Origin of the sequence: Paraburkholderia sp. UCT70 (genome assembly GCF_050434085.1) — a bacterium.
In the GTDB taxonomy this organism is placed as follows: Bacteria; Pseudomonadota; Gammaproteobacteria; order Burkholderiales; family Burkholderiaceae; genus Paraburkholderia; species Paraburkholderia tuberum.
Map to the genome: position 1 here is coordinate 1,601,201 of NZ_JBNPVZ010000004.1, position 18,422 is coordinate 1,619,622.

The following is an 18,422-nucleotide window of genomic DNA, read 5'->3' on the forward strand; positions in this document are numbered from 1 at the left end:
TGTTCGCGAGCTTATGTCATTCGACCTGCTTCACGTCGGCACGCTGGTTGTTGTTGCCCACATTCTCGGCATCATCGCGGCCGCTCACGCGATTCTCCATACCCGCACCTCGCAAGGGGCGATCGCGTGGGCTGTGTCGCTGGTCGCGATGCCTTATCTGACGCTGGTACCCTACCTGTTCCTTGGCCGCAGCAAGTTCGCCGGCTACGCGGACGCGCGCCGCGTCGAGAACGAGCTGCTGCGCACGCGCGCGCATCCGCTGGTGTGGGACACGCAGGCGTCGTCGGCCGGGGTGCCGACGCAGCAGCTCGGCTCGCGGCTCGTGCAGTCGCTGACGCGCCTCGGCGGCATGCCGTTCCTGCCCGGCAATACCGTGCGCACGCTGGTCAACGGCACGGCGACTTTCGAGGCGATCTTCGAGGCGATCGAGAACGCGCGCCGCTATGTGATCGTGCAATTCTTCATCGTGCGCGACGACGCGCTCGGCGACATGCTGAAGGACGCGCTGATCGCCAAAGCCAAACAGGGCGTGCGGGTCTACTTCCTGTATGACAGTATCGGCAGCTTCGATCTGCCGCACCGCTACGTCGCGGCGCTGCGCGCCGCCGGCATCGAGATGCAGCCGTTCGCCACGAACCGCCGCTTCGTCAACCGTCTGCAACTGAATTTCCGCAATCACCGCAAGATCGTGGCGGTCGACGGCGAGCGCGCGTTTGTCGGCGGTCATAACGTCGGGGTCGAATATCTGGGCGCGAAGCCGCCGCTGTCGCCGTGGCGCGATACGCACATCGAAGTGCGTGGTCCGGCGGTCGCAAGCATCCAGTTCGTCTTCATCGAGGACTGGTACTGGGCCACGCAGCAGTTGCCCGAGTTCGACGCGCCGGCCGCGGATTCCGTGACCCCATCCTTCGACCAGCCCGGCGACCACGGCGCCAACGAGCGCGCCGCGAACAACATGCACTGCCTCGTGCTGCCGAGCGGCCCGGCCGACAAGCAGGAGACCTGCTCGCTGTTTTTCGTTGAAGCAATCAACGCGGCACGTGAACGCATCTGGATCACGACGCCCTACCTCGTCCCCGACGAAGCCGTATTCGCTGCGTTGCGCCTCGCTGCGCTGCGCGGCGTCGACGTGCGCATCCTGATTCCGAGCCGGCGCGATCACCTCGTGGTGTTCGCGGCGTCGAAGCTCTATGCGTACGACTCGCTGCGCGCGGGCATTCGCATCTTCCGCTATCAGCCGGGCTTCCTGCATCAGAAGGTCGTGCTGATCGACAGCAGCGCGGCCGCGATCGGCAGCGCCAATCTCGACAACCGCTCGTTTCGCCTGAACTTCGAGATCATGGTGCTGACCGTCGACCGCGGCTTCGCGCTAGAAGTCGAGACGATGCTGCTCGACGACTTTGCCGAGTCGCGCGAAATCGACCGCGACGAGTACCGCAAGTCGAACGCGCTGCGACGCATGCTGATGCACGTCGCGCGGCTCTTTTCGCCGATCCTGTAGGCGTGCCCGCCTACAGCAGCGCTTCGATATCCCCGGTGATCGCCTCGGGCTTGGTCAGCGGCGCATAGCGCTTGACGACGTTGCCGTCGCGGCCGATCAGAAACTTCGTGAAATTCCACTTGATCGCCTCGAGACCGAGCAGTCCCGGCGCCTCGATCGTCAGATAGCGGAACAGCGGGTGCGCGTTCGGGCCGTTCACGTCGATCTTGTCGAACATCGGAAACGTCACGCCGTAGTTCTTCTCGCAGAAGCTGCCGATCTGCGCGGCGTCGCCCGGCTCCTGCTTGCCAAACTGGTTGCACGGAAAACCGAGCACCGCGAGCCCGCGCGCCGCGTACGCGTCATACAACTTCTGCAAGCCCGCGTATTGCGGCGTGAACCCGCATTCGCTCGCGGTATTGACGATCAGTATCACCTTGCCTTCGTACTTCGCGAGACTCGCTTCCGCGCCGCCGAGCGTGCGTGCCGAGAACGAATAAATCGATGTCATGTGCCCTCCTGTGAAAGCCGTCAGTCTATGCCAAAAGCGCTGCCGATACAGTTAGCCGGATGGCGGATGGCGGCCGCGCGTAAAGTGACAGCCGGGCCATCGGCGCCGCGCGCCCGGCAACGCGCCGGGCAGTCTAAAATAGCGGTTTTCTTCAGCCGGCCACGTCGTGATCCGCTTCAATCAGTTCAGCCTCGCACGCGGCACCAAGCCGCTTTTCGACAACACCACGTTCACCTTGAACCCCGGTGAAAAAGCCGGCCTCGTCGGAGCGAACGGCGCGGGCAAGTCGACGCTGTTCGCCGTGCTGCTCGGCGAGCTGCATGCGGACGGCGGCGATTTCTCGATCCCGCCGACCTGGCGCATCGCGCACGTCGCGCAGGAAACGCCCGCCGTCGACAAAACCGCCCTCGCCTACACGCTAGACGGCGACGCCGCGCTGCGCGACATCGAAGCGCGCATCGCTTCGGCCTCCGCCGCGCACGACGGCGCGGCAGAAGCCGAAGCGCACGCCGCGTTCGCCGACGCCGACGGCTACACCGCGCCGGCTCGCGCCGAAGCGTTGCTGCTCGGCCTCGGCTTCACGCTCGACCAGACCCGCGAGCCGGTCAGCAGCTTCTCGGGCGGCTGGCGCATGCGCCTGAATCTGGCGCAGGCGCTGATGTGCCGCTCCGATCTGCTGCTGCTCGACGAACCGACCAACCACCTCGACCTCGACGCGATCGTCTGGCTGGAAGATTGGCTGAATCGCTATGCGGGCACGCTGATCGTGATCTCGCACGACCGCGAGTTTCTCGATTCCGTCTGCAACGTCACGCTGCATCTCGAGAACCAGCAGATCAAACGCTACGGCGGCAACTACTCGCAATTCGAAGTGCTGCGCGCGCAGCAGATCGCGCTGCAACAGAGCGCGTACGAAAAGCAGCAGCGCACGGTCGCGCATCTGCAGAGCTACATCAACCGCTTCAAGGCGCAGGCCACCAAGGCGCGTCAAGCGCAAAGCCGGGTGAAGGCGCTCGAGAAGATGGAGCTGATCGCGCCCGCGCACGTCGCGTCGCCGTTCACGTTCGAGTTCCGCACTCCCGACTCCGCGCCGAATCCGATGATGGTGATGGAAGACGTGCGCTGCGGCTACCATGCCGAAGACGGCAGCGAGATTCCGATCGTCGAGCGCGTGATGCTGTCGATCCAGAATGGTCAGCGCATCGGCCTGCTCGGCGCGAACGGCCAGGGCAAGTCGACGCTGATCAAGACGCTCGCGGGCACGCTCGAACCGTTGAGCGGCCACGTACGCGAAGGCAAGGGTCTGCGCATCGGCTACTTCGCGCAGCATCAGCTCGAAACGCTGCGTCCGGACGACACCCCGTTGCAGCACCTCGCGCGTCTCGCGCCCGACACGCGCGAGCAGGAGTTGCGCGACTTCCTCGGCAGCTTCAACTTTTCCGGCGACATGGCGACCGCGAAGATCGCGCCGTTCTCGGGCGGCGAGAAGGCACGCCTCGCGCTCGCGCTGATCATCTGGCAAAAGCCGAACCTGCTGCTGCTCGACGAGCCGACCAACCACCTCGACCTCGAAACGCGCCACGCGCTGACGATGGCGCTCGCGCAATTCGAAGGCACGCTGATCCTGGTCTCGCACGACCGGCATCTGCTGCGCGCGACGACCGATCAGTTCATGCTGGTCGCGAAGCATCGTCTGCAGGAATTCGACGGCGATCTCGACGACTACCGCGACTGGCTGCTGCAGCATGCGGCCGAGCAGCGCGCCGCGCTGAAGGCCAATGCTTCCGGTGCGTCGGACGCAGCGTCCAACGGCGCGGCAAGTGGCGACAGCAACGTCAATCGCAAGGAACAGCGCCGCCTCGAAGCGGAAACGCGGCAGAAGCTCGCGCATCTGAAGAAGCCGCTGCAAAGCCGCATCGCGAAGATCGAAAAGGAAATGGACGCACTCAACGCGGAGAAAGCGACGCTCGATACTTTCGTCGCCGATCCCGCGAGTTACGAACCGGAGCAGAAGAGCAAGCTGACGGAGGCGATCCGCCGTCAGGCAGACGTGAACGCGCGCCTCGACACGCTCGAAGCCGAATGGCTCGAGACGCACGAGGAACTCGAACAGATCGGCTAGCGGCACCGCGCCGGCATCCACGGGAGCTTGGCTTTGTCATTTGCGAATTCAACGTCCGGCTTATCGGCCCCAGAATCCGTAGCTGCATCGGCAGCCGATGCGCCGCCGTTGCAAGGACTGCGCGTGCTCGACCTCACGCGTCTGCTGCCGGGTCCGGTGGCCGCGCTGCGCCTCGCCGAGCTCGGCGCCGATGTGCTGAAGATCGAGGCGCCCGGCGCGGGCGACCCGACTCGCACGATGATGCAGTCGTCGAGCGATCGTGTCGCGGGCCGACCCGGCGCGTTTTACCGGATGGTCAATCGCGGCAAGCGCGAGACGCGCCTCGACCTCAAGTCCGAAGCAGGACGCCAGGTGCTGCGCGCACTCGCGGCTGAAGCCGACGTGCTGATCGAGAGCTTCCGGCCCGGCGTGATGGAGCGGCTCGGCCTCGGCTACGCGACGCTCAGCGCAGCCAATCCGCGGCTCGTCTATTGCGCGATCAGCGGATATGGCGCGAGCGGTCCGTTCGCGGACCATGCCGGCCACGATCTGAATTACATCGGCTATGCAGGCGTGCTCGATCAACTGGCGAACCGCGACGGTGCGCCGATCCTGCCGAACTTCCAGATCGCCGATCTGCTCGGCGGCGCATTGAGCGCGGTCACGCAAATTCTCGCGGCGCTGTGGCATGTCGCGCGAGGCGGCGCGGGCCGCTTCGTCGATGTATCGATGACGCACACGAGCTATGCGCACAACTTCGTCGCGCAGGTGTCGCTCGTCAACGAAGGTGCGGCGCCCGCCGCGGGCAGTGGTCTGTTGAACGGCGGTGTGCCCTGCTACAACCTCTACCGCACCAGCGATGAACGCTGGCTCGCGGTCGGCGCGCTCGAATTGAAGTTCTGGGAAACGCTGTGCATGGCGCTCGATCGGCCGGAATGGGCGACGCGTCACTGGAGCCTGGGTCAGGCGATCGGCGGTCCCGATGCCGTGGCACTCATTCAGGAAGTCGCCAATCTGATTGCGACGCGCACGCTCGGCGAATGGGTTGAATCGCTGGAATCGCTCGACTGCTGCGTGTCGCCGGTGCTGACGCCCGCTGAAGCGGCGCAGCATCCGCTGTTCAATCCGCACGCGTATGCGGCGGTGGCCGCGAGCGCTGCCGACTCACACGACGACGGGGCCTAATGCGCGTGGCGCAGCCGCGACGCGGGCGCAATGAAGATCAAGGCCCGGTCAATCGAAAAACCCGCCGCCGTCAACGCCGCGTCGGCGTCTGCCTCGGCAGCGTTTGCCGCGGCGACTTTTCGTCGTCGTACAGCAGGTGCTTGCGGCCTTCCACATGGCGGCTGATCGTGGCACGCACTTCGGCGGCCGTTGCGTCTTCGGCCACCACCCGCCGCGAGATCTGACCCGCGGTGTCGATCCACTCGACGATCCGGCAAGCGCCGCCCCACGGCTGATGAATCGGGGCGGAGACCCGGCAGCCGCGCACCTGGATGTTATGGTGGGCAGCGGTTTCACGAGACTGTTTCAAGGCGCGATCCTTTTTCGAGCATCAGACGGGATGCATATCGTTGCAGCTTAGAAAAAAGGTATGGCGACCAGGTTACAGCCAATATGAAGATATTTACCGGGCATTACAGGACCGCAAGCGTACAAAGTACTGGCGAGCCGTCCCGGCCCCCGCCTATTCGAGCGTGCGGACGCGGTCGATGGCCTGTTCGATCCGTTCGACCGCAACGACCTGTAAGCCTTCGATTGGCTGTTTCGGCGCATTGGCCTTCGGAATCACCGCCACCGAGAAGCCGAGCTTGGCTGCTTCCTTCAGGCGCTCCTGACCGCGCGGCGACGGCCGGATTTCGCCGGCGAGGCCCACTTCGCCGAATACGACGAGCCCCTTCGGCAGCGGCTTGTTGCGCATCGACGAATGGATCGCGAGCAATACCGCGAGGTCGGCGGCGGGCTCGGAGATCTTCACCCCGCCCACCGCGTTCAGGAACACGTCCTGATCGAAACAGGCGATGCCCGCGTGCCGATGCAGCACCGCGAGCAGCATCGCGAGCCGGTTCTGTTCGAGGCCGACCGCAAGGCGTCGCGGATTCGGCGCGTTGGCCGCATCGACGAGCGCCTGCACTTCGACGAGCAACGGCCGCGTGCCTTCCTGCGTGACGAGCACACATGAGCCCGGCACCGACTGCTCGTGCTGCGATAAAAACAATGCCGACGGATTCGCGACGCCGCGCAAACCACGCTCGGTCATCGCGAACACGCCGAGTTCGTTGACCGCGCCGAAACGGTTCTTGATCGCGCGCACGAGACGGTACGACGAGTGCGTATCCCCCTCGAAATACAGCACCGTATCGACGATATGTTCGAGCACGCGCGGACCTGCGAGCGCGCCCTCTTTCGTCACGTGCCCGACCATGATGATCGTCGTGCCCGACTGCTTGGCGATGCGCGTGAGTTGCGCCGCGCACTCGCGCACCTGCGCGACCGAGCCCGGCGCCGATGTCAAAGCATCCGAATAGACGGTCTGGATCGAATCGATCACGGCGACTTCAGGCCGTTGCTCCGTGATCGTCGCCTGAATTTTTTCGAGCTGGATTTCCGCGAGCAATTGCAACTCGCTTGCCTTCGAGCCGGGTTCGAGCAACGCCAGCCGTTGCGCGCGCAACGCGATCTGCGCGCCAGATTCTTCGCCGCTGATATAGAGCGCGCGTTTGTCCGCCGCGATTTCCGCGAGCGATTGCAACAACAGCGTCGATTTACCGATGCCCGGATCGCCGCCGATCAGCACCACGCCGCCCGGCACGAGGCCGCCGCCGAGCACGCGGTCGAATTCGCTGACGCCGGTGGAAAAGCGCGGCACGTCCGACGCGTCGATGTCGGCGAGACGCCGTACCGGCGTGCTCTTCGCGAGCGACTGGAAACGGTGACCGGACGGCGCCTCCGCGACCGATTCCACGAGCGTGTTCCACGTCTGGCAGGACGGGCATTGACCGGACCACTTCGGCGACTGTCCGCCGCATTCCCCGCAGATGTACAACGTCTTCGCTTTCGCCACGCGTTACTCCGCCCGAACCGGCACACGCGGCGCGACCGCGCACATCAGCTCGTAGCCGATCGTGCCGCAGGCCTGCGCGACGTCGTCGATGGGCAGCGCGGTGCCCCACAATTCCACGCGCGAGCCGACGTTGGCGGTCGGCACCGGGGTCAGGTCGACGGTCAGCATGTCCATCGACACACGTCCAACGATCCGTGTGCGCACGCCATCGACGATCACCGGCGTGCCTTCCGGCGCGACGCGCGGATAGCCGTCCGCGTAACCGCACGCGACCACGCCGATGCGCATCGGACCGCGCGCAGTGAATCTCGACCCATAGCCGACCGAGCTGCCTTCGCCGAGCGTCTGCACGGCGATCAGTTCCGACGCGAGCGTCATCGCGGGCTGCAGGCCCGTGCCGTCGATCGCGGCCGTCACGCCGGACGGCGACGCGCCGTACAGGATGATGCCCGGACGCACCCAGTCGAAATGCGCTTCCGGATGCCACAGCGTCGCGGCCGAATTCGACAGACTGCGCGCACCGGCGATGCCCTGCGCGCCACGCTCGAACGCTTCCATCTGATGCGCGATGCCGCGCTCGGCATCGGCATCGGAAAAATGCGTCATCAACGTGATCTGGCCGACGCCCTGACAGGCGCGCGCACGCTCCCACGCGGCACGGAATTTTTCGACCGTGTAGCCGAGCCGGTTCATGCCGGTGTTCATCTTCAACTGAATATTGACCGGTTTCGACAGACGCGCCATTTCGAGCATGCGCAGCTGCTCGTCCGAATGCAGCGCCGTGGTCAAACTGTAGCGGTCGATTACGTCGACGTCGGTCGGCCGAAAAAAGCCTTCCAGCAGAAGAATTGGGCCCGCCCAGCCCAATTCACGCAACTTCACCGCTTCTTCGAGGTCCAGCAACCCAAAGCCGTCCGTAGCGCGCAAACCGGGAAACACGCGCGCGAGGCCATGCCCGTAGGCATTAGCCTTGACGACGGCCCAGATTTTCGATTTCGGCGCATAGCGCCGCGCGACAGCGAGGTTATTGGCGAGAGCAGCGGTATGAATCGTGGCGGAAAGGGGGCGCGGCATGGGATTTTTTCGTAAAGACACTTGCGAATCAGCGGCTTACAGGGCGTTTTCAGCGCTCGGCGGCCCGCTGGGCGGTGCGATCAAGGATTCTGCTAGTCCGAATCCAGCTATTTTCATGATATAAAGCCGTGCGCACAACCCATTTCGATCGGCATAAGCCCGGACGCATGACAAACGGCCGGGGCGGACAGACCGCAGCGAGGACAGCATCGCATCAGATGAAAAAAGGTTTTTACACCATCATGGCCGCGCAGTTTTTTTCGTCGCTGGCCGACAATGCGCTTCTGATCGCTGCTATCGCACTGCTGAAAGATCTTCACGCTCCGAACTGGATGACGCCGCTGCTCAAGCTGTTTTTTGTGCTGTCGTACGTCGTTCTTGCCGCCTTCGTGGGCGCATTCGCCGACTCCCGTCCGAAAGGACGCGTGATGTTCATCACCAATACGATCAAGGTGGTTGGCTGCATAACGATGCTGGTCGGAGCGCATCCGCTGATTGCGTACGGCATCGTCGGCTTCGGCGCGGCGGCCTACTCGCCCGCCAAATACGGCATTCTCACCGAACTGTTGCCGCCTGACCGGCTCGTTGCAGCGAACGGCTGGATCGAAGGCACCACGGTCGGCTCGATCATTCTCGGCACGGTGCTCGGCGGCGCGCTGATCAGCCCGCATATCGCCGCGCCGATTCTCAAATGGCACGTCCCCACCGTGAACACGCCCGCGGAAGCCGCGATGCTCGTGATCATGGCCATTTACGTGATCGCCGCGCTGTTCAATCTGCGCATTCCCGACACCGGCGCGCGCTATCCGCGACAGGAGCACGGGCCGATCCGCCTGATCACCGATTTCGCCGACTGCTTTCTCGTGCTGTGGCGTGACAAGCTCGGACAGATTTCACTCGCCGTGACGACGCTGTTCTGGGGTGCGGGCGCGACGCTGCAATTCATCGTGCTGAAGTGGGCCGAAGTGTCGCTGGGCATGTCTCTGTCCGAGGCGGCGATCCTGCAGGCGGTGGTCGCGGTTGGCGTCGCGTTCGGCGCGATTTTCGCGGCTTCGCGTGTGCCGTTGAAGAAGTCGCTGTCGGTATTGCCGGTCGGCATCATGATGGGTATCTCCGTGATGCTGATGGCGTTCTACACGCGCGATCTGTTTCCCCCGCACTGGGGCGTGTATTTTGGCCGCATGCACGTGCCGGGCTATCTGATTTTCGCGTATATCTTCCTGATGTTCGTGGGCGGCCTGTCGGGCTTTTTCGTCGTGCCGATGAATGCGCTGCTTCAGCATCGCGGGCACGTGCTGCTGTCGGCGGGTCATTCGATCGCCGTGCAGAACTTCAACGAGAATCTGTCCGTGCTCGTGATGCTGTGCCTGTACGCGGTGCTCGTGTGGCTCGACGTGCCGGTCACCATCGTGATCGTGCTGTTCGGCACCTTCGTCTGCCTGATGATGTGGCTCGTGATGCGACGCCATCAAGCGAACCAGCGCGCCTTCGATTCGGTCGCGCTGATCGGCGAAGCCAAGCACTGATCGGCTGCGCTGGGCCTGCCGCGGCACACACGAGCGCGCCCCCTTCTTCCTCGCTCGACCATGACTCAATCGATTCCTAATGTGCTGACGATCGCCGGTTCCGACTCCGGCGGCGGCGCCGGCATCCAGGCCGATCTGAAGGCCTTCTCCGCGCTCGGCGCCTATGGCGCGAGCGTGATCACCGCGCTGACCGCGCAGAACACGCGCGGCGTGACCGCGATTCACGCGCCGGACCCAGGCTTCGTCACCGCGCAGCTCGACGCGGTGTTCGACGACATCCGCATCGACGCGGTGAAGATCGGCATGCTCGCGAATGCGCCGATCGCGCGTGCGGTCGCCGACGCGCTGCGCCGTCATCAGCCCAAACACATCGTGCTCGATACGGTGATGATCTCGAAGAGCAATCACGCGCTATTACTACCCGATGCGGTCGCGGTGGTACGCGACGAACTGCTGCCGCTCGCCGATCTGCTGACGCCGAATCTGCCGGAAGCGGCCGCATTGCTGGGCATGCAACCCGCCGCCGACGAAGCCGGCATGGTCGAGCAAGGCGAAGCGTTGCGCGCGCTCGGCGCGCGCGCGGTGCTGATGAAGGGCGGCCATCTGAGCGCGACCGATAGCCCCGACTGGCTCGTGCAGGAAAGCGGCACGCTGCGTCTCGGCGGTCCACGCGTGCCGGTGAAGAACACGCACGGAACGGGCTGCACGTTGTCGTCGGCGATCGCGGCCTTGATTGCGCAGCGCGACGATCTCGCTAGCGCGGTCGCCGATGCGAAGGTTTATCTGACGGGTGCGTTGCAGGCGAGCGAGCGGCTCGACGTCGGCCACGGCGTGGGGCCGGTGCATCACTTTCATCGGTGGTGGTGAGCGACGTCATTGCTTCGCGTAACGCCGCGCGTGCTCGGGCCAGTCGTCGGGCACGATAAAACCGCGCGAGCGTTCAAGTACACGCCCCGTGTTGTCTTCGATGAATCCGGCGACCATCGTCGGGCCGTGTTGCGGTGAGATCTGCGCGGCGAGCGTGTTTGCGTCGACGTACCACGTGTCGTCCGCACCGGCTTGCGTTCGATATTGCGGCGCGAGCCATTCGAGCCGCGGCAACACTCGCCACCTGTGCGCATGCGCGCACGCGAAACCCGGCCAGTCGCGATGCGTGACCCACCAGCCGCGACCGTGCGTGGGATCGAGTTCGGCAGGATCGGCGGGCATCTCGCCATGCCGGTAAAACAGCCAGCCTTTGACGAACATCTGCGGCGTCCACGCGCCCGCATAGCCCGTCGAGGCAAATTCTTCGCGTGCGCTGAGCGGCAACTGATGATCGAGCAAATGCGCGAGCTTCAGATCGAGGCGGTCTTTCAGATTGGGGCCGACATAATCGGCGAGACGCGCCGCCTCTGCTCCATTCGCATCGCCCGCATGCAGATAGCACTTCACCGCGAGTTCCCAATGCAGTCGCGCGCCCTGGCGCGTGCGCACGAGGAAATCGCATTCACCGAGCGTGAGGCCCGCATGTCGTAGCGGCACACCCGCTGCGATCAGTTGCGTCGCCGGTCCATGACGAAGGTAAAAGCCCAGCAGGCGTTCGGCGTAGCGGCCAAGGCGCGTGATACGCGTTGCCGCGAGATCCTGACGCAGAAATGCCGGCGCGGCGTCGAGCGCGCGCAGCCAGTCGAGCGTGGCCTGCAATTCCTGCGGTGTGCCGAAAGGATCGGCGAGCGCGCCTGTGGGAAGCTGAGGGCGCAACAGATCGGGACTGAGCAGCAGCCACGCGAGATCGCGGACAGCGGGATCGCGCAGCGCATCGACAGAAGCATCGCCACGCAAACCCAGCAAGGTATCGAGAGGCGCCGCGCGGCTGACAGACGCGGCGGGCATGCGCGCCGCCGGTCCCTCGGGCATCGTCACTTTGATTCGTTCGACGGCACGCCGCCGTTCGCGAGCCATGTGGCACGCGCGAGGCACAGATCCGCCCAGGCCTTGGCCTTGTCGGGCAGGCTACGCAGCAGATAGGCCGGGTGATAGGTGACGATCACCGGTACGCCCTCGTACGTGTGCACGCGGCCGCGCAACGACGAAATGCTCGCGTCGGTCTTGAGCAGACTTTGCGCGGCGAAACGGCCGAGCGCGACGATCAGCTTCGGCTTCACGAGCGACACCTGACGCTGTAGATAAGGTTCACAACGCGCGACTTCGTCCGGCTGCGGATTGCGATTGCCAGGCGGCCGGCACTTGATCACGTTCGCGATATACACGTTGGTGCCGCGCGCGAGCGCGAGCGAGTGCAGCATGTTGTCGAGCAGCTTGCCGGCCTGGCCAACGAACGGTTCGCCTTGACGGTCCTCGTTCTCGCCGGGCGCTTCGCCGATCAGCATCCAGTCGGCCTCGTGATCGCCGACGCCGAACACCGTGTTCGTGCGCTTCTCGCACAGCCGGCACGCCTCGCATCCGGCGACGCGCTCGGCGAGCGCGTCCCAGTCGAGTGTGTGGGTAGACGGCAGCGCGGGCGCGTCGCGGCGCGCTTCGGCGGGCGCGGGGGCCGATGCGGCTGGATCGTCGAACCACGCGAAGTCGTCCTCGGAAGCGGCGTCGAAAGTCGGCGGGGCTGAAAAGTCAGTTTGCGATTCTGATGTTTCGCGCTGCGTTGCAGTTTCGTCGAAGCGCGGCGTGGATTCGCGCTGCACTTGCGACGGCTGCACCTCGGCGGACGCGCGCAGCGGTTCGCGCGAGGTCTGCGTCGCAGGCTCCGCGCGACGCAAGTCTTCTGCGTGTTCCCGCAGCGACTGCAGCGCATCATTCTGCCCGGCCTCCTCTCGCGCCGCGAGTCCGCGACGCACCCACAACGGCGCGAGTCCGAATTCTTCGAGCACCGATTCATGCAGCGCCATTTGCGCCCTCCGTGGCTAACGACAGACGCATCACGATCGCGTCCTCCCGGCCGCGATGCCGCGCCGGATAATAATTTTTGCGCCGGCCGATCGACGCGAAGCCGAAGCGCTCGTACAACCGGATCGCCCGGTGATTCGACGGCCGCACTTCGAGCAGCAGCCCCTCGAGCCTCTCCGCGTGCGTGATGCGCACCGCCTCGCGCAGCAGCGCGAGGCCGGCGCCGGCGCCTTGTGCTTGCGGCGTGACGCACAGATTCAGCAGATGCATTTCATCGACGACTGGCATCAGCACGCAGTAGCCGATCAACGTCCCCGTCACGTGACGCAGACAGACGCCGAAATAGCCATTGCGCAGCGAGTCGCCGAAGTTGCCGCGGCTCCACGGAAACTCATACGCAAGTTTCTCGATCGCGGCGACTTCGTCCAGGTCGCTTTCGGTCATCGGCGACATGTAGCGGTCCGTGAGCAGCACGCCGCTCATGGGCGCGCCTCGTCGTGGGACGGTTCGCCGGAGCCGCCATCGGGTGCGTGCTGCGCGGACTGCTCGGCGCTATGAGCCGCTTTGGCTGATTTCGCCGCTTTGTCGGCCATGCGCTCTGCGGTCGTCTGCGCGACCTTGTCGCGCACGTACTCGGGTGCGGCCTGATCGGCGCGCACCGTGCGGCCCGCATGAAACGCGCGCAGCGCCGCGTACGCGAGCGGCAACGCATGGGGCAACGCTTCGCCATCGACGCTCCGCGCGGCCGCGACCGCCGGCAAGCGCTCGCCGAACGCGGCGGCCGCGTTGCCGGCGAGTGTGAACGGCACGTCGGGCAGCACGAGCCGCTCGGGTGCATCGAGCGTCGCCGTCTGCACGGTGCGCCATTCGTGTCGCGTGTCGTCCCACGCGTAGTCGGCCCAGTAGATTTCGTCCATGCGCGCGTCGAGCGCGGCGAGCACGCGCGTCGTCGACGGATCGCGCAGGCGGGCGCTCTCCGCGCACGCGAGCAGCGTGCCGATCGGTACGACCGGCAGGTTCAGGCCGAACGCGAGGCCTTGGGCGACGCCGGTCGCCGTACGCAGCCCGGTGAACGAACCCGGACCCGAGCCGAACGCGATCGCGTCGCAATCCGCCAGCGTGAGGCCGGCTTCGTCGAACAGTTCGCGGATCGCCGGCAGCAGGCGGGTACTGGACACCACGCCGGTTTGTTCGTGGCGAACCCAGACGCGCGGTTCGGCGCTGGGCTGACCGGCGGCATCGACGGACGCGGACACGAGCGCCGCCGAGCAGAACTCGGTCGATGTATCAAGGGCGAGGAGCACTGTTTGAGTCATGGACCGTATTGTAATCGGCGCGGTGCCCCTGAATCGTGGTTTGCGCGGCCGCGCCGCCCGGCTTCGCGGCCGTCATCGTTTGGAATAAGCCCTCGGTCCCGGGGCGGCGGGCAATTGATATGATTTTCGGCCGATCTCATCTATCCCGCCACGCGGGCCAAACGACCATGACCGACATCAATTCCCAGTTCGAGCAAGCCCAGCAAGACGTCAAGCAACTGCCCGAGCGTCCGGGCAACCTGACGCTGCTGCGTCTCTATGCGCTCTTCAAGCAGGCGAGCGAAGGCGACGTGCACGGCGACAAGCCGGGCTTCACCGACATCGTCGGCAAATACAAGTACGATGCGTGGGCGGCGCTCAAGGGCACCACGCAGGACGCTGCGATGCAGCAATACGTCGAACTCGTCGAATCGCTGAAGAGCGGCACCGCGGCCTGAATTTCCGGTGCGCCAATCATCTGCCGAAATGGCCGTCTGGCAATGCTGCGGCATCGCGGCGATTTCGGACACGAAGCTCCGGGCCGCCGCCCTCACTCGCCTACTTCATTCCGGCACTTTTCTTCTGTCGGAATTGCCTGAATGGTGGCGCAGTGCAGCAAGTGTCGCTATAATGCCGTCTGCGCTTCACTGCTTTGCCCGTTTTTTCCAGCGGTCCTCGCGGCGCAGCGTCCATAGCGTTTGCTCCAATCCAGTTTAGAACCTGTCCCCTTCTGCCTAGCCCGCTCCGGGCTCAAGTCCCAGGCTGGCGACTCGCCATGTTGGCACGTCGCATCCGATACAGCTTCTAACGAAAAACTCGCCTTCATTGTCGCGAGTTGCCCCCGTTTTTCGATTTGCTCGCTGCTGTTTTGCTCGCTGAATCCGACGACTTGGGTATGCCGATTGGCGTTGACGTTTTCATCCGATGAACCACCCAGGATCGTTTTCAAGGATTCACATGACTTTGAGCAACACCCCCAGCAGCCCGTTGAACACCATCGCCGACGAAGCACTCGGTCTTTCGCCCGCCGCTCCCGAAGCCGCCGCGCAGGCTGACGCCAAGCCGACCTTCGCGTCGCTCGGCCTGTCCGCGGACGTCGTTTCCGCGCTGACCGCCGCCGGCTACGAGCACCCGACACCGGTGCAGCAACGCGCGGTGCCAGCAGGTATCGCCGGCCGCGATCTGCTGGTTTCGAGCCCGACCGGCTCGGGCAAGACCGCCGCGTTCATGCTGCCCGCCATCGAGCGCTTCTCGCAGCTGCAAAAGACGCAGGCGAGCCAGCCGCGCGAACCGCGCCCGGTCGACGGTGGCCGCGGCCGTCGTCCGCAGCCGGTTGCGCGTCCTACCATGCTGGTGCTGACCCCAACCCGCGAACTGGCGATGCAGGTCACGACCGCCGCCGCGACGTATGGCAAGCACCTGAAGCGCCTGCGCACCGTCAGCATTCTCGGCGGCGTCGCTTATGGCCAGCAGCTGATGCTGCTCGCGAAGAACCCTGAAATCCTCGTCGCGACGCCGGGCCGTCTGATCGACCACCTCGAGCGCGGCCGCATCGATCTGTCGCAACTGCAGATCCTCGTGCTCGACGAAGCCGACCGCATGCTCGACATGGGCTTCATCGACGACATCGACACGATCGTCGCCGAAACGCCGGCTACGCGTCAGACCATGCTGTTCTCCGCCACGCTCGACGGCAAGATCGGCTCGCTGACCGGCCGTCTGTTGAAGGACCCGGAGCGGATCGAGATCGTCCAGCGCATGGAACAGCGCACCAACATCGCGCAAACCGTCCACTACGTCGATGACCGCGATCACAAGGACCGTCTGCTCGACCATCTGCTGCGTGACGACGGCCTCGACCAGGCGATCGTCTTCACGGCCACCAAGATGGACGCCGACCAGCTGGCGGGCCGTCTGGCCGACGCCGGCTTCGAATCGGCCGCGCTGCACGGCGACCTGCCGCAAGGCGCGCGTAACCGCACGATCCGCGCACTGCGCGAGCGCCGCGTGCGCGTGCTGGTTGCGACCGACGTCGCCGCTCGCGGTATCGACATCCCGGGCATCACGCACGTGTTCAACTACGACCTGCCGAAGTTCGCCGAAGACTACGTGCACCGCATCGGCCGTACCGGCCGTGCGGGTCGCTCGGGTATCGCCGTGAGCCTCGTGCATCACGCCGAACAGGGCGCATTGAAGCGCATCGAGCGCTTCGTGCGCACGCCGCTTCCGGTCAACGTCGTCGAAGGCTTCGAGCCGCGCAAGGCGCCGCCCTCGGGCAATGGTCGTCCTGGCTTCGGCGGCCGCGGCCGTCCCGGTGGTAACGGCCGTCGCTTCGGCAGCGGCTCGGGCAAGCCGGGCGGCTACGGCGGCTCGCGCAGCGGTAACGGTACTAGCAATGGCAATGGCAATGGCAATGGCAACGGCTGGGGTAACAAGTCGGCCGGCGGTTCGCGCGAAGGCTTCGGCGGTGGCTCGCGCGACGGCTACGGTTCGCGTGACGGCTACGGCGCGCGCCGCAACGACGGTCCCCGTTCGGCACGTCGCGGCAGCTAATAGCGACCCACCTGACCGACCGGATGGCTTCGCGCCGTCCGTGACACTGAAGAAAACCGGCGCTCGGGCGCCGGTTTTTTTTCGTCTGTCGACTGGCCGCCCCAAATTTCACGATGTAAAAAATTTTTTTGCGTCGTAAAAAATCATGCTGCAAAGCACAAGAAGGACTATTGCAACAGGGAAAATATCGTTTCTTATCGCGAAACGCAGGCATCAAGTCATTGATTTTATATAAAAATAAATATTGGAAAAACGCTTTGCGGCGTCTATTGCGCGTCCTTCGATTTGCCTAGACTCTTATATAAGACTTCACGAAACAGAACGCCTCTCCGGGCCCGACGCTTCGAGAAGACAGAGTCACCCATCCTCCATAACTGGCATCGAAGGAGCACATCATGACCATGACCCGCGAACAGCAAGTGCAGCAACTCAAGCAGCAATGGGAAGCGGACCCGCGTTGGAAAGGTGTCAAGCGCACCTACTCGGCCGAAGACGTGGTCCGTCTGCGCGGCTCGGTGCAGCCCGAGCACACGCTCGCGAAGCGCGGCGCGGAAAAGCTGTGGGCCGCCGTCAACAACGAGCCGTTCGTCAACTCGCTCGGCGCGCTGACCGGCAACCAGGCGATGCAACAGGTGAAGGCTGGTCTGAAGGCGATCTATCTGTCGGGCTGGCAGGTCGCGGGCGATGCCAACGTCGCCGGTGAAATGTACCCGGACCAGTCGCTGTATCCGGCCAACTCGGTGCCGCTCGTCGTCAAGCGCATCAACAACACGCTGACGCGCGCCGACCAGATCCAGTGGTCGGAAGGCAAGAACCCGGGCGATGAAGGCTACGTCGATTACTTCGCGCCGATCGTGGCCGACGCGGAAGCCGGTTTCGGCGGCGTGCTGAACGCGTTCGAACTGATGAAGGCGATGATCGAAGCGGGCGCGTCCGGCGTGCACTTCGAAGACCAGCTCGCATCGGTCAAGAAGTGCGGTCACATGGGTGGCAAGGTGCTCGTGCCGACCCGCGAAGCCGTCGCGAAGCTGACAGCCGCGCGTCTGGCCGCCGATGTGTCGGGCGTGCCGACCGTGCTGCTCGCCCGCACCGACGCGGAAGCCGCCGACCTCGTGACCTCGGACATCGACGACAACGACCGCCCGTTCCTGACCGGCGAGCGTACCGTCGAAGGCTTCTATCGCACGAAGCCCGGTCTCGAGCAGGCAATCTCGCGTGGCCTCGCCTATGCGCCGTACGCAGACATGATCTGGTGCGAAACCGGCAAGCCGGACCTCGGGTTCGCCAAGAAATTCGCCGACGCGATCCACAAGGAGTACCCGGACCAACTGCTGTCGTACAACTGCTCGCCGTCGTTCAACTGGAAGAAGAACCTCGACGACGCGACGATCGCGAAGTTCCAGCGCGAACTCGGCGCGATGGGCTACAAGTTCCAGTTCATCACGCTGGCCGGCTTCCACGCGCTGAACTACTCGATGTTCAACCTCGCGTACGGCTATGCGCGCAACCAGATGACCGCGTTCGTCGAAATGCAGCAGGCGGAGTTCGCGGCGGCCGAAAAGGGCTTCACCGCGGTCAAGCATCAGCGCGAAGTCGGCACCGGCTACTTCGACGCGGTCACGCAGACGGTCGAGCGCGAAGCATCGACGACCGCGCTGCACGGTTCGACGGAAAACGAGCAGTTCTTCGACAAGAAGGTCGCCTGAGATCAACCAGTGGGGTTATGCAGTCCCGTGGCCTGAGCGCAGGAACGATCGGCAAACGTCGAGCGGCACCACCAGAGTGCCGCCGACGCAGGGAGGGCCGTGCCGTCCTGGATTGGCAGGAGCGTCAGCGCGAACGCCGACGGCCGGAGAGTCTCAAAGAAGCCAGCACGCGGCAAGCGTGCGGCGAACCTGAACGCGCCGGCAGCGCCGCCGGCGCGCTTTTTTTCGA

Annotated in this window: 17 protein-coding genes; 8 read left to right on the forward strand and 9 right to left on the reverse strand. The window is 64.8% G+C overall.

All coding sequences use genetic code 11. The features are described 5' to 3' along the window. The first annotated feature begins 13 nt into the window (after positions 1–13). Positions 14–1,501, forward strand: coding sequence for a cardiolipin synthase (gene cls / locus OKW41_RS32930; protein ID WP_429575230.1), 1,488 nt, complete (start codon positions 14–16; stop codon positions 1,499–1,501). A 10-nt stretch (positions 1,502–1,511) separates the two neighbouring features. Here cls and OKW41_RS32935 read toward each other — a convergent pair whose 3' ends face one another. Next, entirely contained in the window at positions 1,512–1,991 is a 480-nt protein-coding gene (locus OKW41_RS32935) for a glutathione peroxidase (RefSeq protein ID WP_429450313.1), read from the reverse strand. Positions 1,992–2,157: 166 nt separating this feature from the next. On the opposite strand from OKW41_RS32935, the gene OKW41_RS32940 reads away from it, so the two are divergent. Both OKW41_RS32940 and OKW41_RS32945 read left to right on the forward strand, forming a co-directional pair. After that, positions 2,158–4,113, forward strand: coding sequence for an ATP-binding cassette domain-containing protein (locus tag OKW41_RS32940; RefSeq protein ID WP_429575231.1), 1,956 nt, complete (start codon positions 2,158–2,160; stop codon positions 4,111–4,113). 108 nt (positions 4,114–4,221) lie between these two features. Beyond that, entirely contained in the window at positions 4,222–5,277 is a 1,056-nt protein-coding gene (locus tag OKW41_RS32945) for a CaiB/BaiF CoA transferase family protein (protein ID WP_018417629.1), read from the forward strand. Positions 5,278–5,347: 70 nt separating this feature from the next. Here OKW41_RS32945 and OKW41_RS32950 read toward each other — a convergent pair whose 3' ends face one another. The 3 genes from OKW41_RS32950 to alr all read right to left on the reverse strand — a co-directional run bounded on the left by OKW41_RS32950 (position 5,348) and on the right by alr (position 8,230). Next, positions 5,348–5,626 (reverse strand): DUF2866 domain-containing protein, encoded by a 279-nt coding sequence (locus OKW41_RS32950; RefSeq protein WP_187615389.1) that lies wholly within the window; start codon positions 5,624–5,626, stop codon positions 5,348–5,350. Between the two features lie 153 nt (positions 5,627–5,779). Beyond that, the gene (gene radA, locus OKW41_RS32955) at positions 5,780–7,156 is read right to left on the reverse strand and encodes a DNA repair protein RadA (RefSeq protein WP_184056927.1); all 1,377 of its coding nucleotides are present in this window, start codon (positions 7,154–7,156) and stop codon (positions 5,780–5,782) included. 3 nt (positions 7,157–7,159) lie between these two features. Then, positions 7,160–8,230 carry an alanine racemase gene (gene alr, locus OKW41_RS32960; RefSeq protein ID WP_429575232.1) on the reverse strand — a complete coding sequence of 357 codons (1,071 nt, stop codon included), beginning with the start codon at positions 8,228–8,230 and terminating at the stop codon, positions 7,160–7,162. Between the two features lie 218 nt (positions 8,231–8,448). On the opposite strand from alr, the gene lplT reads away from it, so the two are divergent. Continuing rightward, the gene (lplT, locus tag OKW41_RS32965) at positions 8,449–9,756 is read left to right on the forward strand and encodes a lysophospholipid transporter LplT (protein ID WP_429450319.1); all 1,308 of its coding nucleotides are present in this window, start codon (positions 8,449–8,451) and stop codon (positions 9,754–9,756) included. Between the two features lie 60 nt (positions 9,757–9,816). Further along, the gene (thiD, locus tag OKW41_RS32970) at positions 9,817–10,623 is read left to right on the forward strand and encodes a bifunctional hydroxymethylpyrimidine kinase/phosphomethylpyrimidine kinase (protein ID WP_184056933.1); all 807 of its coding nucleotides are present in this window, start codon (positions 9,817–9,819) and stop codon (positions 10,621–10,623) included. Between the two features lie 6 nt (positions 10,624–10,629). On the opposite strand, the gene OKW41_RS32975 is transcribed toward thiD, so the two are convergent. Genes OKW41_RS32975 through tsaB form a run of 4 tightly spaced genes read right to left on the reverse strand, consistent with a single transcriptional unit; the run spans position 10,630 to position 13,955 of the window. Continuing rightward, the gene (locus OKW41_RS32975) at positions 10,630–11,655 is read right to left on the reverse strand and encodes a DUF1853 family protein (protein WP_429454467.1); all 1,026 of its coding nucleotides are present in this window, start codon (positions 11,653–11,655) and stop codon (positions 10,630–10,632) included. Between the two features lie 2 nt (positions 11,656–11,657). Beyond that, on the reverse strand, positions 11,658–12,641 hold the full coding sequence (locus tag OKW41_RS32980) for a uracil-DNA glycosylase (protein ID WP_429575233.1): 984 nt from the start codon (positions 12,639–12,641) through the stop codon (positions 11,658–11,660). Next, on the reverse strand, positions 12,628–13,122 hold the full coding sequence (rimI, locus tag OKW41_RS32985) for a ribosomal protein S18-alanine N-acetyltransferase (protein ID WP_429575234.1): 495 nt from the start codon (positions 13,120–13,122) through the stop codon (positions 12,628–12,630). Before rimI ends, OKW41_RS32980 begins: the two co-directional genes overlap by 14 nt. Next, positions 13,119–13,955, reverse strand: a complete 837-nt coding sequence (gene tsaB, locus OKW41_RS32990) for a tRNA (adenosine(37)-N6)-threonylcarbamoyltransferase complex dimerization subunit type 1 TsaB (RefSeq protein ID WP_429450323.1) — start codon at positions 13,953–13,955, stop codon at positions 13,119–13,121. The genes rimI and tsaB overlap by 4 nt, the downstream gene beginning before the upstream one ends. Positions 13,956–14,122: 167 nt before the next feature. Between tsaB and OKW41_RS32995 the strand changes: the two genes are divergently transcribed. Then, positions 14,123–14,392 (forward strand): acyl-CoA-binding protein, encoded by a 270-nt coding sequence (locus OKW41_RS32995; RefSeq protein WP_429450324.1) that lies wholly within the window; start codon positions 14,123–14,125, stop codon positions 14,390–14,392. Between the two features lie 167 nt (positions 14,393–14,559). Here OKW41_RS32995 and OKW41_RS33000 read toward each other — a convergent pair whose 3' ends face one another. Next, on the reverse strand, positions 14,560–14,883 hold the full coding sequence (locus OKW41_RS33000; RefSeq protein ID WP_429575235.1) for a hypothetical protein: 324 nt from the start codon (positions 14,881–14,883) through the stop codon (positions 14,560–14,562). Between the two features lie 8 nt (positions 14,884–14,891). Between OKW41_RS33000 and OKW41_RS33005 the strand changes: the two genes are divergently transcribed. Both OKW41_RS33005 and aceA read left to right on the forward strand, forming a co-directional pair. After that, positions 14,892–16,487, forward strand: a complete 1,596-nt coding sequence (locus OKW41_RS33005) for a DEAD/DEAH box helicase (protein WP_429575236.1) — start codon at positions 14,892–14,894, stop codon at positions 16,485–16,487. A 401-nt stretch (positions 16,488–16,888) separates the two neighbouring features. After that, complete coding sequence (aceA, locus tag OKW41_RS33010) at positions 16,889–18,193, forward strand: isocitrate lyase (RefSeq protein ID WP_429576522.1); 1,305 nt, start codon at positions 16,889–16,891, stop codon at positions 18,191–18,193. Positions 18,194–18,422 lie beyond the last annotated feature (229 nt).